20 protein-coding genes are annotated in these 14710 nt (G+C 67.5%); 13 read left to right on the top strand and 7 right to left on the bottom strand.

Going from position 1 to position 14710, the window contains the following annotated elements:
- From IEX05_RS12730 to rfbA, 4 genes are read right to left on the bottom strand one after another with little or no spacing between them, the layout of a single operon-like run.
- The gene (locus IEX05_RS12730; protein ID WP_188702417.1) at positions 1-822 is read right to left on the bottom strand and encodes a serine hydrolase domain-containing protein; all 822 of its coding nucleotides are present in this window, start codon (positions 820-822) and stop codon (positions 1-3) included.
- Between the two features lie 22 nt (positions 823-844).
- Positions 845-2212 (bottom strand): sugar nucleotide-binding protein, encoded by a 1368-nt coding sequence (locus tag IEX05_RS12725; RefSeq protein ID WP_229661300.1) that lies wholly within the window; start codon positions 2210-2212, stop codon positions 845-847.
- Positions 2213-2217: 5 nt separating this feature from the next.
- A complete protein-coding gene (gene rfbB, locus IEX05_RS12720; protein WP_188702415.1) occupies positions 2218-3210 on the bottom strand; it encodes a dTDP-glucose 4,6-dehydratase in 993 nt (330 codons plus the stop codon).
- The gene (gene rfbA / locus IEX05_RS12715) at positions 3210-4079 is read right to left on the bottom strand and encodes a glucose-1-phosphate thymidylyltransferase RfbA (protein ID WP_188702413.1); all 870 of its coding nucleotides are present in this window, start codon (positions 4077-4079) and stop codon (positions 3210-3212) included. The genes rfbB and rfbA overlap by 1 nt, the downstream gene beginning before the upstream one ends.
- A 54-nt stretch (positions 4080-4133) precedes the next feature.
- On the opposite strand from rfbA, the gene IEX05_RS12710 reads away from it, so the two are divergent.
- Positions 4134-6320: a glycosyltransferase family protein gene (locus IEX05_RS12710; protein ID WP_188702411.1), complete on the top strand. Its 2187-nt coding sequence runs from the start codon at positions 4134-4136 to the stop codon at positions 6318-6320.
- Between the two features lie 144 nt (positions 6321-6464).
- On the opposite strand, the gene IEX05_RS12705 is transcribed toward IEX05_RS12710, so the two are convergent.
- From IEX05_RS12705 to IEX05_RS12695, 3 genes are read right to left on the bottom strand one after another with little or no spacing between them, the layout of a single operon-like run.
- Complete coding sequence (locus IEX05_RS12705) at positions 6465-7406, bottom strand: glycosyltransferase family 2 protein (RefSeq protein ID WP_188702409.1); 942 nt, start codon at positions 7404-7406, stop codon at positions 6465-6467.
- Positions 7403-8227, bottom strand: coding sequence for a glycosyltransferase family 2 protein (locus tag IEX05_RS12700; RefSeq protein ID WP_188702406.1), 825 nt, complete (start codon positions 8225-8227; stop codon positions 7403-7405). The genes IEX05_RS12705 and IEX05_RS12700 overlap by 4 nt, the downstream gene beginning before the upstream one ends.
- A complete protein-coding gene (locus IEX05_RS12695) occupies positions 8224-8706 on the bottom strand; it encodes a GtrA family protein (protein WP_188702404.1) in 483 nt (160 codons plus the stop codon). The genes IEX05_RS12700 and IEX05_RS12695 overlap by 4 nt, the downstream gene beginning before the upstream one ends.
- Positions 8707-8820: 114 nt before the next feature.
- Here IEX05_RS12695 and IEX05_RS12690 point away from each other — a divergent pair, with 114 nt between their 5' ends.
- The 12 genes from IEX05_RS12690 (at position 8821) to rpsQ (ending at position 14702) form a co-directional block, all read left to right on the top strand.
- Positions 8821-9036, top strand: coding sequence for an Rv0909 family putative TA system antitoxin (locus IEX05_RS12690; RefSeq protein WP_188702401.1), 216 nt, complete (start codon positions 8821-8823; stop codon positions 9034-9036).
- A gap of 422 nt (positions 9037-9458) precedes the next feature.
- Complete coding sequence (rpsJ, locus tag IEX05_RS12685; RefSeq protein ID WP_110589670.1) at positions 9459-9767, top strand: 30S ribosomal protein S10; 309 nt, start codon at positions 9459-9461, stop codon at positions 9765-9767.
- Between the two features lie 8 nt (positions 9768-9775).
- Complete coding sequence (rplC, locus tag IEX05_RS12680; RefSeq protein WP_188702399.1) at positions 9776-10435, top strand: 50S ribosomal protein L3; 660 nt, start codon at positions 9776-9778, stop codon at positions 10433-10435.
- A 5-nt stretch (positions 10436-10440) separates the two neighbouring features.
- The gene (gene rplD, locus IEX05_RS12675) at positions 10441-11097 is read left to right on the top strand and encodes a 50S ribosomal protein L4 (protein WP_188702398.1); all 657 of its coding nucleotides are present in this window, start codon (positions 10441-10443) and stop codon (positions 11095-11097) included.
- Positions 11094-11393, top strand: a complete 300-nt coding sequence (gene rplW, locus IEX05_RS12670; RefSeq protein ID WP_188702395.1) for a 50S ribosomal protein L23 — start codon at positions 11094-11096, stop codon at positions 11391-11393. The genes rplD and rplW overlap by 4 nt, the downstream gene beginning before the upstream one ends.
- 26 nt (positions 11394-11419) lie before the next feature.
- Positions 11420-12259 (top strand): 50S ribosomal protein L2, encoded by an 840-nt coding sequence (gene rplB / locus IEX05_RS12665; RefSeq protein ID WP_114118780.1) that lies wholly within the window; start codon positions 11420-11422, stop codon positions 12257-12259.
- A gap of 12 nt (positions 12260-12271) precedes the next feature.
- A complete protein-coding gene (rpsS, locus tag IEX05_RS12660; RefSeq protein WP_029152724.1) occupies positions 12272-12553 on the top strand; it encodes a 30S ribosomal protein S19 in 282 nt (93 codons plus the stop codon).
- A 23-nt stretch (positions 12554-12576) separates the two neighbouring features.
- Positions 12577-12948 (top strand): 50S ribosomal protein L22, encoded by a 372-nt coding sequence (gene rplV / locus IEX05_RS12655; protein WP_188702393.1) that lies wholly within the window; start codon positions 12577-12579, stop codon positions 12946-12948.
- On the top strand, positions 12948-13712 hold the full coding sequence (rpsC, locus tag IEX05_RS12650) for a 30S ribosomal protein S3 (RefSeq protein WP_188702386.1): 765 nt from the start codon (positions 12948-12950) through the stop codon (positions 13710-13712). The genes rplV and rpsC overlap by 1 nt, the downstream gene beginning before the upstream one ends.
- A complete protein-coding gene (gene rplP, locus IEX05_RS12645; RefSeq protein ID WP_188702384.1) occupies positions 13712-14131 on the top strand; it encodes a 50S ribosomal protein L16 in 420 nt (139 codons plus the stop codon). The genes rpsC and rplP overlap by 1 nt, the downstream gene beginning before the upstream one ends.
- Entirely contained in the window at positions 14131-14430 is a 300-nt protein-coding gene (rpmC, locus tag IEX05_RS15335; protein ID WP_188702382.1) for a 50S ribosomal protein L29, read from the top strand. The genes rplP and rpmC overlap by 1 nt, the downstream gene beginning before the upstream one ends.
- Entirely contained in the window at positions 14430-14702 is a 273-nt protein-coding gene (gene rpsQ / locus IEX05_RS12635) for a 30S ribosomal protein S17 (protein WP_114118775.1), read from the top strand. The genes rpmC and rpsQ overlap by 1 nt, the downstream gene beginning before the upstream one ends.
- The last annotated feature ends 8 nt before the right edge of the window (positions 14703-14710 follow it).

The following is a 14710-nucleotide window of genomic DNA, read 5'->3' as shown; positions in this document are numbered from 1 at the left end:
TCACGCCCCGGGCAGCCCGAGCACGAACGCGGCGAGCTCGTCGGCACCGAAGTGGTCGTCGGCGCTGATCGTGACGACCGCGTCGCCGCGGAACAGAACCATCTGGCCGTACGCGCCGTGCAGGCGCCAGCCGTCACCGGGGCCGCGCCAGCCGCCGAGGCCGTATCCCTCGTAGCCGGGGCCCGCCTCGCGCTCGAACCAGTCGGAGTGCATCGCCCGGACCCACTCGGCCGAGACGAGCCGTTGGCCGCCGTACGCGCCTCCGTCACGGATGAGCGCCCCGAGCCGCGACATCTCCTCGGTCGTGAGGGAGATGCCCTCGCCCGCGAGCACGTGCCCGCGCGGGCAGCGCCGCCACTCGATCTCGGCCCAACCGAGTGGGGCGAACAGGCGCGGCGCGAGCCACGCGGCCACGTCGCCGACGCGCGATTCGAGAACCCGCATCGCGACGTAGGTGCTCGCGTTCGAATACTGGAACACGCGCCCGCAGGGCTCGCGTGCGAGGAAAAGCCCGTACACATCGTCGTCGAACATCGTCGCCGACCAGGGATAGTCGACGCCGCTCGTCATGCGCAGCAGGTCGCGCAGGGTGTAATCGTGCGCGACGATCGCATCCGGGTCGACGAGCCCCTCGTCGCGGGCGATACCGACGGCGATCACTGCGATGGCCTTCGCGACCGAGTGGATCTCCTCGCGCACATCGGGCGCCCAGCGCCGCTCGGCCGTCTCATCGCCCACGCGCACGTGCACGCCGTGCGCGCCGAAGCCAGTGTCGTCGATGCGGCGGGTGATGAGGTCGAGGAGTTCCGGGGCGCGGGTCACACGCTCCATTGTCTCGCGCGGACTAGCCCCGCAGGTACTCCACGAGCGAGGCGTCCGCATCGGCGGGCACGAAGCCCGTGGCCTCGAGCTTGTTGAGGGCGAGCACGCTGTTCGCGGGGCGCGGGGCGATGGGGCCCTGGGCGTTCGCGAAGTAGTCGGCCGTCGATGTGGCGCTCACCCGTGCGGGGTCGTGGCCGGTCAACTCGAACACCCGCCGGGCGACGTCGTACCAGCTCACGGCGGGGCCGGATCCGGTGAGGTTGTACGTGCCGAACGGCGCCGCGCTCTCGACGAGGTGTCGGATGCCGCGGGCGATCTCGCTCGCGAAGCTCAGGCGGCCCACCTGGTCGTCGACGACCTTCGGATCGATGCCGCGCTCGGCGAGCGACGCCATCGTCTTCACGAAGTTGTTGCCCTCGCCGATCACCCAGGAGGTGCGCACGATGTAGTGCCGCGGCGCCGTGGAGGCGGCGACATCGCCGGCTGCCTTCGACTGCCCGTAGACGCCGACGGGCGCGAGCGGCGCCTCCTCGTCGTAGGAGTTGGCGGATCCGTCGAAGACATAGTCGCTCGACACGTGCACGAGGGTGATGCCGTTTTCGGCGGCGACGCGCGCGAGCCGGGCGACGCCCGCGGCGTTCGCCGCCCACGCGCCCGCGCGATCGGTCTCGGCCTTGTCGACGGCCGTGTACGCGCCGGCGTTGATGATGACGCCGTAGTCGCGCCAGCGGCGCGACGAGGAGATGTCGGCCGTGAGGTCGAGATCCTCGCGGCCCGCGAACTCGACGTGCGCGGATCCGTCGTACGAGGCGCGCAGTGCGCGACCGAGCTGCCCGTTCGCGCCGAGCACGAGAACCTTCTTCGGCGCGATCGGCACGACGTCGGCGAGTCGCGGGTGGGCGCGGTCCTTCTCCGACAGCTCCGCGCGGTCGAGCGGGATCGGCCAGTCGATCGCGACGGTCTCGTCGGCGAGGTTCAGGAAGGAGTACGACGCGTCGGGCGACCAGTGGTCGTTGACGAGATACGTGTACGCCGTGCCGTCCTCCAGCACCTGGAAGGCGTTGCCGACGCCCCGGGGCACGAAGATCGCCTTGTCGGGGCCGATCTCGGCCGTGAACACCCGGCCGAAGCCCTCGCCCTCGCGCAGGTCAACCCAGGCGCCGAAGATGCGCCCGGTCGCGACCGAGACCCACTTGTCCCACGGCTCGGCGTGGATCCCGCGGGTCGTGCCGGCCGTCGCGTTGAACGAGATGTTGTTCTGCACGGGGCCGAAGTCGGGCAGACCCGCGGCGACCATCTTCTCGCGCTGCCAGTTCTCCTTGAACCAGCCGCGGTTGTCGCCGTGCACGGCGAGGTCGAACAGCAGCAGGCCGTCGATCGTCGTTTCCACCGCTGTTACTGCCCCTTCGATGCGTAGAAGGCCTCGACGCCGTCCTTCGACGGCGCCCACCAGGCCTCGTTGTCGCGATACCACTGGATGGTCGCCTCGAGCCCCTCGCGGAAGTTCGTGTACCTCGGCCGCCAGCCGAGCTCCGTGCGCAGGCGCGTCGAATCGATCGCGTAGCGCAGGTCGTGACCCGGGCGGTCGGTGACGAGGTCGTAGGCGCCGGGGTCCTGCCCCATGAGCTCGAGGATCGTCTCGACGACGACCTTGTTGTTCTCCTCGCCGTCGGCGCCGATGAGGTACGTCTCGCCGATCCGACCCTTGTCGAGGATCGTCAGCACGGCCGAGGAGTGGTCGTCGGCGTGGATCCAGTCGCGTACGTTCTCGCCCGTGCCGTAGAGCTTCGGACGGATCCCGCGGATCACGTTCGTGATCTGGCGCGGAATGAACTTCTCGACGTGCTGGTAGGGGCCGTAGTTGTTCGAGCAGTTCGAGATCGTCGCCCGAACGCCGAAGGAGCGCACCCAGGCGCGCACGAGCAGGTCGGAGGCCGCCTTCGTCGACGAGTACGGCGACGACGGGTTGTACGGCGTCGTCTCGGTGAAGCGCGCGGGGTCGTCGAGCTCGAGGTCGCCGTAGACCTCGTCGGTCGAGATGTGGTGGAAGCGCACGTCGTGGCGGCGCACCGCCTCAAGCAGCGTGTAGGTGCCGATCACGTTGGTGTCGAGGAAGGGGCGCGGGTTGTCGAGCGAGTTGTCGTTGTGGCTCTCGGCCGCGTAGTGCACGACGGCGTCGACCTGCGACACGAGCGAGTCGACGAGCTCGGCGTCGGCGATGTCGCCGACCACGAGGCTCACGCGGTCGAGGCCCTCGATCGAGGCCGCGTTGCCGGCATAGGTGAGCTTGTCGAGTACCGTCACGGTGTGATCCGTGTAGGCGACGACGTGGTGAACGAAGTTCGATCCGATGAAACCGGCGCCGCCGGTGACCAGGAGGTGCGCCATCAGCGGCCTTCCTTCAAGAGGGTGAGCAGGTAGCTTCCGTAGCCCGACTTCACGAGCTTCTCCGCGCGGGCGCGCAGGCCGTCGTCGTCGATGAAGCCGCGACGCCAGGCGATCTCCTCCGGGGATCCGATCTTCTGGCCGGTGCGGTGCTCCATCGTGCGCACGTAGTTGCCGGCCTCGATCATGTCGTCGAAGGTGCCGGTGTCGAGCCACGCGGTGCCGCGGGGCAGCACCTCGACGTTCAGGCGTCCGCGGCGGAGGTACTCGCGGTTCACGTCGGTGATCTCGTACTCCCCGCGCGGCGAGGGCGAGAGGTTGCGGGCGATCTCGACGACGTCGTTGTCGTAGAAGTACAGCCCCGGCACCGCATAGCTGCTCTTCGGCTCGGCGGGCTTCTCCTCGAGCGACAGCGCACGGCCGTCCGCGTCGAACTCGACGACACCGTATGCCGACGGATCCGCGACGGAGTACGCGAAGATCGCGCCGCCCTCGATGTCGGCGAAGCGCGCGAGCTGCGTGCCGAGCCCCGGGCCGTAGAGGAGGTTGTCGCCGAGCACGAGCGCGACCGAGTCGTCGCCGATGAAGTCGGCCCCGATCGTGAAGGCCTGAGCGAGGCCGTCCGGGGAGGGCTGCTGCGCGAAGGTGATCGAGACGCCGAACTGCGAGCCATCGCCCAGCAGGCGCTCGAAGCCAGGCGCATCGTGCGGCGTCGTGATCACGAGGATCTCGCGGATCCCCGCGAGCATCAGCGTCGACAGCGGGTAGTAGATCATCGGCTTGTCGTAGACCGGCGCGAGCTGCTTCGAGATCCCGAGCGTGATCGGGTTCAGGCGCGTGCCGCTGCCGCCCGCGAGGATGATGCCCTTCATGCCTCCATCGTGTCATGTGGGGCCGTAAGACTCCGGGAAGCTAGCCTTGCCGGGATGGATTCCACGCGTGACACCCTCTGGCACCGGCTGCGCTGGCCCCTGCTCTCGACGCTTCTGACGATCGCGCTCGCCGCGTCGCGCGTGGCGATCAACCCGCGCTTCTACTTCACCGACGACACCGAGCGCGGATCCTTCGGACAGTGGTGGGCCCTGGGGGAGTACCTCTCGCAGGGCAGCCTGCCGATCCTGGATCCCTCCGCCTGGCAGGGCGGAAACTACTTCGCCGAGGGGCAATGGGGCATCCTCAGCCCCGTCACGTGGCTGATCGGGCTGAGCGCCTACCTCGCGCCCGACGCCGCGCTGCACGTCACGGCGTGGAAGATCGCGTTCCTCGCGGTGTTCTCCATCGGCATGTATCTGCTCGCGATGGAATTCGGATCCTCGCGGCCCTGGGCGGCCCTGGTCGCGGTCATGGCGCCCGCCGCGGGTTTCACCGTGTACATGGACGCCGCGAGCTGGTCGACCGGCCTCTTCGACGCGTGCCTCTTCCCGCTCGTGTGGTGGGCGCTGCGCCGCGCCGTCGAGCACGGAAAGTCTCCGTGGCCGTATGTGCTCGCGAGCTTCACCCTGATCACCTTCGGCTACGTCTTCGGCGTCATCGTGCTCGTCGTCGTGCTCGTCTCCTCGCTCGTCGAGCACATCGTGCGCCGCGACCGTGTGCGGATCCTGCGCACCCTCGCCGCGAGCGCGTGGGGCGCGCTGTGGACGATCGTCATCTACCTTCCCGCGATCGCGACGAGCGCCGTCACGACCCGCAGCGAGGCGCCCTATGAGAACACCGGCTTCCTCAACGCCGACGTCGCCGACCTCTTCACCACGGCGTCGCCGCTGACCACCGGATCCGTCTTCTCGTGGAACGGCGTCACCGACGGCCCGCTGATGTATATCGCGTGGATCCTGCCGCTGTTCCCGCTCTTCCTCCCCATCGCCCGCGCGCGCACGCTGCTGCCGGTGTTCGTTCTCGGGACCGCGATGCTCGCCTTCGTGCTCGGCCCGAGCGACCTCGGCGCGATCCGCTGGCCGATCCGCATGATGCCGTACCTCGTGATCGCCGTGCTCGTGGTGTTCGCGGTCGCTGCGACGCGCGCCTTCCCCGAGCGCCTGACGCGCGCGAAGGCGTGGTGGTCGGTCGCGCTGATCGTCGCGATGGCGTACATCACCTGGGTCGCCGAGATGTGGTCGTGGAAGTCGATCTTCGCCGCGGCCGCGCTGCAGCTGCTCGCGCTCGCCGCGATCGCGTGGATCGCCCTGCGGCGCAGAGGATCCGCTTCGCCCGCGTTCGTCGCCGGGCGCACGCCGCGCTGGCAGCGCCAGACGAACCTCGTCGTCATCGCCTCGATGATCGTGACCCTCGGCGTCGGCGGGGCGCAGCTGCTGCAGTGGCGCGAGTCGCCGCTGCCGGGCGTCGACGCCCCCACCGACACCGAATCGCTCGAGTCGGTGCTCGACGACGCCGAGGGCGACGCGATCGTCGTCGGTGACTACATGAAGGGCGCCGGAGACCCCGAGAGCTGGGACGAGCGCCTGATGGCGAACCTCTGGTACCTCAGCGACGCGAACGTCTCGAGCGTCTACACGGTGCTGCCGTTCACCTCCTACGCCACCGACCTCTGCAGCGACCTGCGCGGGGTCACCTGCGAGGAGGCGCTCGAGGTGCTGTGGAGCGAGGACGAAGACACCGGGCTGCCGGTCGCGGACCTGCTCGACGTGTCGACGATCCTCGCCGCGAAGACCACCTTCCCCGACGAGCCCGAGGCCGCCGACGGGTGGAGCCTGACCGCGGAGGGGGAGTACACCTGGCGCTTCGACCGCGACGAGCCGCTGCCCTCCGCGGGCGGCGTGACCTGGACGGGCGAGGGCACCTCCGTCACGGAGCTGTCGCTCTCGGACACCTCCGTGAGCTTCACGGTCTCGTCCGTCGGATCCGACCCTCGCGTGGCGCTGTCGCGCCTGCCCTTCCCGGGCTACAGCGTCTCGGGCGCCGAGCTCGCGGATCCGATTCGCGACTACCTCCTGACGATCGACCTTTCGGGCGTCGCCGAGGGTACCGAGGTGACGGTGACGTTCCTCCCGCCGCCCTTCCCGATCCTCGTCGGGGCCTTCGCCGCCTCCTGGCTCGTCCTCATCGCCTGGCTCATCGCTCGCGCCACGGCGCGCCGCCGCGCCCGCCGCGAGGGCTGAGTCGGGTCGCTCGCACCCTCCGCGAGATCTCACCCTTTTGTCGAGATCGCATCGAACTCGGTGCGACCTCGCGAAAACGATGCGATCTCGCGGGCGTGGGGCGCGCCCCACGTGGGGCGCGCGCGGACGTGGGGCGGGCGCGGGTTAGGCGCGGGGGCCGTGCTCCGCGACGGCGAATGCGTACAGCGGGCGGGCCTGGACCTCTTCGTAGATCCGCCCGATGTACTGCCCCAGCACGCCGAGCATTAGCATCTGGATCCCGCCGAGCAGGAACATGCCGGCCGTGATGAACGTCCAGCCCTCGACGACCGAGTCGGGGAAGGCGAGGCGCGAGATGGCGAGGTACACCGTCCAGATGCCCGCACCCACGGCAAGCACCATGCCGATGGCGCTGATGAGGCGCAGCGGGAAGGAGCTGAAGCCGATGATGCCGTCGGCGGCGAGCTTCAACATCTTGCTCAGCGGGTACCCGGTGGTGCCCGCGTGGCGCGCGTCGCGGTCGAACTCGACGGCGCGCTGCTCGAAGCCGATCTCCGCGACCATGCCGCGCAGGAAGCGGTTGCGCTCGGGGTAGCGCCGCAGTTCCTCGACGACGCGGCGGTCCATCAGGCGGAAGTCGCCCGTGTCGCGCGGGATCTCGATGCGCGCCATCTTCGAGAGCGTCCAGTAGAACATGCCCGCGGTGAGCTTCTTGAAGTAACCGTCCTCGCGGGTTCGCCGCTTGGCGTAGGCGACGTCGGCCCCGTCCTCCCACGCCTCGAGGAGGGCGTGGGCGACCTCGGGCGGATCCTGCAGATCGCTGTCCATCACGATCACGGCATCGGCGTCCGCGACGTCGAGTCCCGCGGTGACGGCGATCTGGTGGCCCTTGTTCCGGGCGAGCGAGTACACCGAGACGCGCTCGTCGCGCTCCCGCAGCCCGCGCAACAGCGCCAGCGAATTATCGCGTGAACCGTCGTTCACGAAGATGAACTCGCACACGAAACGGTCCGCGAGCGCGGCGGCGACGCCCGACAGCCGCTCGTACAGCAGCGGGATGTTGCCCGCCTCGTTGTAGATCGGGAGCACGAAGGCGAGAGACTTCATCGCTTCACCAGCCTCAGGATCCGGTACACCATGCGGCGCTGGCGGGCCAGCGACCGCGCCTTCGCGGATCCGCGGGCGACGTCGGCGTCCGACACCTCGTCGAAGACGGATCCGGCCCATTCGAACAGGCGCGTCATCTCGCTCGCCTGCTCGTCGACGAGCGCGACCGACCACTGCCCGCCGCCGACGCGGAAGGTCGACGCGACCTCGTCGTCGCGGACGAAGGATCCGTGGCGCAGCACGCCGTAGTAGCTCGCGACGTCGATGGCGTACGACCACTGGCCCTGCCAGCCGCCGGCCGCCTCGAGGGCCGATCGGCGCATCGTCACGGCCCCCGGCTCGCCGAACGGGTTCGTCCCGGAGAGCACCGACGCGCGCACCGCGTCGCCGCCGCTCATCACGGCGTCGAGGCCCTGCAGGCCGCGCCGCTTCGCGATCGTGCGGCCCTTGGTGTCGATGATCCGGCGACGCCCGCCCACGAGCGACGCACCGGGGTGGGCCTCGAGCAGGGCCACCTGCCGGGCGAGGGATCCGGGAAGCACGGTGTCGTCGCCGGGGAGCAGCTTGAGGTAGTCGCCGCGGGCCCGTTCCGTGACGGCCGCCCAGTTCGCGATCGCGCCCCCGCCCGCGGGCGTCTCCAGCACGGTCACGCGCGGATCCGACTCGAAGGAACGGGCGACCTCGTAGGTGCCGTCTCCCGAGGAGTGGTCGGCGACGATCAGCTCGAGGTCGACGCCCTTCTGATCGAGCACCGAGCGCACGGTCTCGGCGAGGACGTTCGCGTGCCGGAACGCCGGGATGACAACGGACAGGAGCGTCATGCGGAGTCTTTCTTGCTGCGGCGGAACGAGAACTGGCTGTGGCCGAACCAGCTGATCACGGCGATCACGACCGTGAATGCGAGCTGGGCCAGGATCTTGGGCCATCCGAGCCAGATCACCACGGGCGGCACCACGATGAGGTTGAGCGCGGCGCTCGTGGCGTTGACGAGGAGGAAGCGCCCGTAGTCGAGCCAGAAGTGGCCGGTCACGCGGAACACGAGGTGGCGGTAGAGGAAGAAGGCGCAGGTCGCCGACGTCCACTGCGCGCAGAGGATGATCGGGAAGACCGTCCAATCGGCGCCGGGCGCGATCGCGTGGAACAGCCCCGTGAAGGCGATGAACCACACGAAGCCGATCGCGGTGTTCATGCCGCCGACGAGCAGGAAGGCGACTCCGCGGTTGCGGAAGAGTCTCAGCAGCGGCCCGTCGGGGCCGGCCATCCCGCCGACGGCCTCGGTGTTCGGGTTCTCGCTCGTCACTCGCGCCTCGATCGGAAATCTTCCCGCGAATGCTGTGCGCGTCGCGGCTGACGATGTAAGACTAATCTCGCGTGCTGACTAGCCGCCTCCGACACCACGACCCGAGGGGGATCAATGGGACTCGACGACCTCATCAACAAGGGCAAGGACGCCTTCGAACAGAACAAGGACAAGATCTCCGAAGCGCTGCGCAGCGAGCAGGCCGAGGGCATCAGCGACAAGGTGCTCGACGGCGCCGCGGGCTTCGCGAAGAAGATCGCACCGGACTCGGTCGACGAGAAGATCGACAACCTCCGTGACAAGGCCGACGGCCACATCGGAAACGAGTAAACGGATCCACCGAAGGGCCTCTCCCGCGCATCGCGGGGGAGGCCCTTCCGCGTACCTGAGAAGACGCCGACGAGGGGTGCGGGATCCGCGGAATCATGCGGCTCTCAGCGCGACACGCCCGGGTTGATTTCTGCGGTCTATCCCTGGCAGAATAGAGAGGTTCCACATTCGGGCTTCTTCCGATCACCGCACTGGACAGTGCACGAGCGGCGTATGGCGCACAGACTCGGGCCGCAGGCGGAGGAACAACACCCCACAGATCACAGGAAGCATACTCCTGCCTGCGGGGGCTGATAGGTGAATATGGCGCAACGTTTGGAAGAACTCGTTCGACCGACGTCGTGTGCCGGCCCGAAGGGTTTCCGGAGGGTACGTGCGTCCAATGCCCGAGAGGTAAGACGCTGAAGAGAGTGAGCAGACAAATGGCGGGACAGAAGATCCGCATTCGCCTGAAGTCGTATGACCACGAGGTCATCGACACGTCGGCACGCAAGATTGTCGACACCGTGACCCGCGCTGGTGCGCAGGTCGTGGGCCCGGTGCCCCTCCCGACGGAGAAGAACGTCGTGGCGGTTATCCGTTCGCCCCACAAGTACAAGGACAGCCGCGAGCACTTCGAGAAGCGCACCCACAAGCGCCTCATCGACATCGTTGACCCCACCCCCAAGGCGGTCGACTCGCTCATGCGTCTGGACCTCCCGGCCGACGTCAACATCGAGATCAAGCTCTGAGGTTCGACATGGCTGACATCAACAACAAGATTTCGAAGGGCATGCTCGGTAAGAAGCTGGGCATGACTCAGGTCTGGAACGAAGCTGGCAAGCTCGTTCCGGTGACGGTGATCGAGCTTGCTCCGAACGTCGTCACGCAGATCCGTACCCCCGAGAAGGACGGCTACAACGCCGTTCAGATCGCCGCTGGCGAGATCGACCCGCGCAAGGTCACCCAGCCCCTCACCGGCCACTTCGCTGCCGCTGGCGTCACGCCGCGTCGCAAGGTCGCTGAGATCCGCACGGCAGACGCCGCGAACTACACCCTCGGCCAGGAGATCACCGCTGGTGACACCTTCGAAGCCGGCCAGCTCGTCGACGTCGTCGGCACGAGCAAGGGTAAGGGCTTCGCCGGTGTGATGAAGCGTCACAACTTCGCCGGTGTGGGTGCCTCGCACGGTGCTCACCGCAACCACCGCAAGCCCGGTTCGATCGGTGCTTCGGCTACGCCCAGCCGCGTCTTCAAGGGCACGCGCATGGCCGGCCGCATGGGTGGCGAGCGCGTGACCGTCCTCAACCTCACGGTGCACGCCGTCGACACCGAGAAGGGTCTGCTGCTCGTCAAGGGCGCCGTCCCCGGTGCTCGTGGCCGCGTCGTGTACGTCCGCAACGCAGTGAAGGGGGCCTGAGTTAGATGGCTGACTCGACTCTCGTTCTCGACGTCCTCGGCACCGACGGAAAGAAGACCGGCACGGTCGAGCTTCCCGCGCACGTGTTCGACGTCAAGACGAACGTTCCGCTGATTCACCAGGTCGTGACCGCGCAGCTCGCAGCTGCTCGCCAGGGCACCCACTCGACGCTTCGTCGCGGTGAGGTCTCGGGTACCGGTGCGAAGCCGTTCAAGCAGAAGGGCACTGGCCGCTCGCGCCAGGGCTCGATCCGCCAGCCGGAGCACCGCGGTGGCGGCATCGTCCACGGCCCGAAGCCCCGCGACTACTCGCAGCGCACCCCCAAGAAGATGATCGCGGCGGCCATCCACGGCCTGCTCAGCGACCGTCTCCGCGGTGAGCGCATCCACGTTGTCGAGACCTTCGGCACCGAGAAGCCCGCCACGCAGGCTGCTGCGAAGTTCCTCTCGACGTTCACGGAGAACAAGAAGACGCTCGTCGTCCTCGGCCGTGACGAAGAGATCGGCTACCTCAGCGTCCGCAACCTCGGCAACGTGCACACGCTCGTCGCCGACCAGCTCAACGCCTACGACATCGTCCGCAGCGACGACGTCGTCTTCACCAAGGCCGCCATCGACGCGTTCATCGCGCAGAAGGCTGGCGCCAAGGAGGTCTCGGCATGACCGCTCTCAACAAGGACCCGCGCGACATCATCTTCGCGCCCGTCGTTTCGGAGAAGAGCTACGGCCTGATCGACGAGGGCAAGTACACGTTCATCGTGGACCCCCGCTCGAACAAGGCTGAGATCAAGCTCGCGATCGAGAAGATCTTCGGTGTGAAGGTCGCTTCGGTGAACACCCTGAACCGTCAGGGCAAGAGCCGCCGCACCCGCTTCGGGACTGGCAAGCGCAAGGACACCAAGCGCGCCATCGTCACGCTGAAGTCGGGCACCATCGACATCTTCACGGCTGTCGCCTGATAGCTGGGAAGGACTAGGAAACGAATATGGCTATTCGCAACTACAAGCCCACGACCCCCGGTCGCCGCGGCTCGTCGGTGGCAGACTTCGCCGAGATCACCCGATCGACGCCCGAGAAGTCGCTGCTCCGTCCGCTGCCCAAGACCGGTGGACGTAACAACCAGGGCCGCATCACGACCCGTCACATCGGTGGTGGCCACAAGCGCCAGTACCGCGTGATCGACTTCCGTCGTGCGGACAAGGACGGCGTGAACGCCAAGGTCGCTCACATCGAGTACGACCCCAACCGCACCGCGCGCATCGCCCTTCTGCACTACTTCGATGGCACCAAGCGCTACATCATCGCTCCGGCGAAGCTGAAGCAGGGCGACATCGTCGAGTCGGGCGCGAACGCCGACATCAAGCCGGGTAACAACCTGCCCCTCCGCAACATCCCCACGGGTACCGTGATCCACAACGTGGAGCTCCGTCCCGGTGGTGGCGCGAAGATGGCTCGTTCGGCCGGTTCGTCGGTTCGCCTCGTCGCGAAGGACGGCCCCTACGCGCAGCTCCGTCTGCCGTCGGGTGAGGTCCGCAACGTCGACCTGCGCTGCCGCGCAACGATCGGCGAGGTCGGCAACGCCGAGCAGTCGAACATCAACTGGGGTAAGGCCGGCCGCATGCGCTGGAAGGGCGTCCGCCCGACCGTCCGCGGTGTTGTCATGAACCCGGTTGACCACCCGCACGGTGGTGGTGAGGGTCGTACCTCCGGTGGTCGTAACCCTGTTACGCCCTGGGGCCAGCCTGAAGGCCGCACCCGTCACGCCAACAAGGAAAGCGACAAGTACATCGTGCGTCGCCGTCCGTCGGGCAAGAACCGCAAGTAGGAGTTCAAGAAGATGCCACGCAGTCTGAAGAAGGGCCCCTTCGTCGACGAGCACCTGCTTCGCAAGGTCAGCTCGCAGAACGAAGCGGGAACGAAGAACGTCATCAAGACCTGGTCGCGTCGCTCGATGATCGTGCCGGCCATGCTGGGTCACACGATCGCCGTGCACGACGGTCGCAAGCACATCCCCGTGTTTGTGTCCGAGTCCATGGTCGGTCACAAGCTGGGCGAGTTCGCGCCCACCCGCACCTTCCGCGGCCACGTGAAGGACGACAAGAAGGGCCGTCGCCGCTAAGGCGACGCTGAGAGGAGAGAGAAATGGTGGAGTCCATCGCACGCGTGCGACACATCCGCGTGACCCCTCAGAAGGCCCGTCGCGTTGTTGCTCTGATCAAGGGCAAGCAGGCGGATGAGGCGCTCGCGATCCTGAAGTTCGCAGCACAGAGCGCTTCGGAGCCGATCTACAAGCTCGTTGCGTCTGCAAAGGCCAACGCGCAGGTGAAGGCCGACGCGGCCGGTGAGGCGCTCAACGAGGACGAGCTGTTCGTCAAGAACGCATTCGTCGACGAGGGCGTGACGCTCAAGCGTTTCCGTCCCCGCGCACAGGGTCGCGCCGACCAGATCAAGAAGCGTACGAGCCACATCACGGTCGTGCTCTCGACGCCCGAGGACAAGAAGGCGAGCAAGTAATGGGACAGAAGATCAACCCTTACGGCTTCCGTCTCGGCATTACGACGGACCACACGTCGCGTTGGTTCGCCGACTCGACGAAGGCCGGTCAGCGCTACGCTGACTACGTCGCCGAAGACATCAAGATCCGCGCTCTTCTGCAGAAGAACCTGGATCGTGCCGGCGTGAGCCGCATCGACCTCGAGCGCACGAAGGACCGCGTTCGCGTCGACATCCACACGGCGCGTCCCGGCATCGTGATCGGCCGCCGCGGTGCGGAGGCCGAGCGCATCCGCACCGAGCTCGAGAAGCTCACGGGCAAGCAGATCCAGCTGAACATCCTCGAGGTCAAGAACCCCGAGGCCGACGCTCAGCTCGTCGCTCAGGGTGTTGCAGAGCAGCTCGCTGGTCGCGTGGCCTTCCGCCGCGCGATGCGCAAGGGCCTGCAGGGCGCCATGCGCGCCGGCGCCAAGGGCGTCCGCATCCAGGTCTCCGGCCGCCTCGGCGGCGCCGAGATGAGCCGCACCGAGTTCTACCGCGAGGGTCGTGTGCCGCTGCACACGCTTCGCGCGAACATCGACTACGGCTTCTACGAGGCGAAGACCACCTTCGGCCGCATCGGCGTGAAGGTCTGGGTCTACAAGGGCGACCTCACGAACAAGGAGCTCGCTCGCGAGGAGGCTAACAAGAAGCCTGCTCGTGGTGGCGACCGTGGTGGCCGTCGCGGCCCGCGTCGTAACGACGCCGGCGCCGAGAAGCGCGCACCGGAAGGAGCAACGGCGTAATGCTTATCCCCCGCAAGGTTAAGTTCCGTAAGCAGCACCGTCCCGGCCGTTCGGGCCAGGCCACGGGTGGCACCAAGGTGTCGTTCGGCGAGTACGGCATCCAGGCGCTGACCCCGGCGTACGTGACGAACCGTCAGATCGAGGCGGCTCGTATCGCCATGACGCGTCACATCAAGCGTGGTGGAAAGGTGTGGATCAACATCTTCCCCGACCGCCCGCTCACCAAGAAGCCTGCCGAAGTCCGAATGGGTTCGGGTAAGGGTTCGCCGGAGTTCTGGGTTGCCAACGTCAAGCCGGGCCGCGTCCTGTTCGAGGTCGCCGGCGTGAGCGAAGAGCTCGCGAAGGGCGCCCTGAGCCGGGCAATGCACAAGCTGCCGCTCAAGGCACGCATCATCAAGCGCGAGGAGGGCGACGCGTAATGGCGATCGGCACCAAGGAGCTCGCTCCGAGCGAGCTCGACACGTTCGAAGACCAGCGCCTCCTCGAGGAGCTGCGTAAGGCCAAGGAAGAGCTGTTCAACCTGCGCTTCCAGTCGGCCACCGGTCAGCTGGAGAGCCACGGTCGCATCCGCGCCGTGAAGCGCGACATCGCGCGTCTCTACACGGTCATCCGCGAGCGCGAGCTCGGGATCCGTGCGACCCCGGCTCCGGTTGAGAAGGCCAAGAAGAGCAAGGCGAAGAAGGCCGACGCGGCCGTCGCTGAGGGAGAGGCTGAGTGATGACCAGCGAGAACACCGTCGAGCGCGGTTACCGCAAGTCTGTCCGCGGCTACGTCGTGAGCGACAAGATGGACAAGACCATCGTTGTCGAGGTCGAAGACCGCGTGAAGCACCCGCTTTACGGCAAGGTCCTTCGCCGCACGAAGAAGCTGAAGGCCCACGACGAGACCAACAGCGCCGGCATCGGCGACCTCGTCGTGATCAACGAGACCCGTCCGACCAGCGCCACGAAGCGCTGGCGCCTGGTCGAAATCGTCGAGAAGGCCAAGTAAGCCTTCGG

Source organism: Microbacterium nanhaiense, assembly GCF_014646015.1.
GTDB lineage: Bacteria > Actinomycetota > Actinomycetes > Actinomycetales > Microbacteriaceae > Microbacterium > Microbacterium nanhaiense.
Note: the sequence above shows the minus strand (reverse complement) of the source record. Positions and strands in the feature narration are given on the sequence as shown.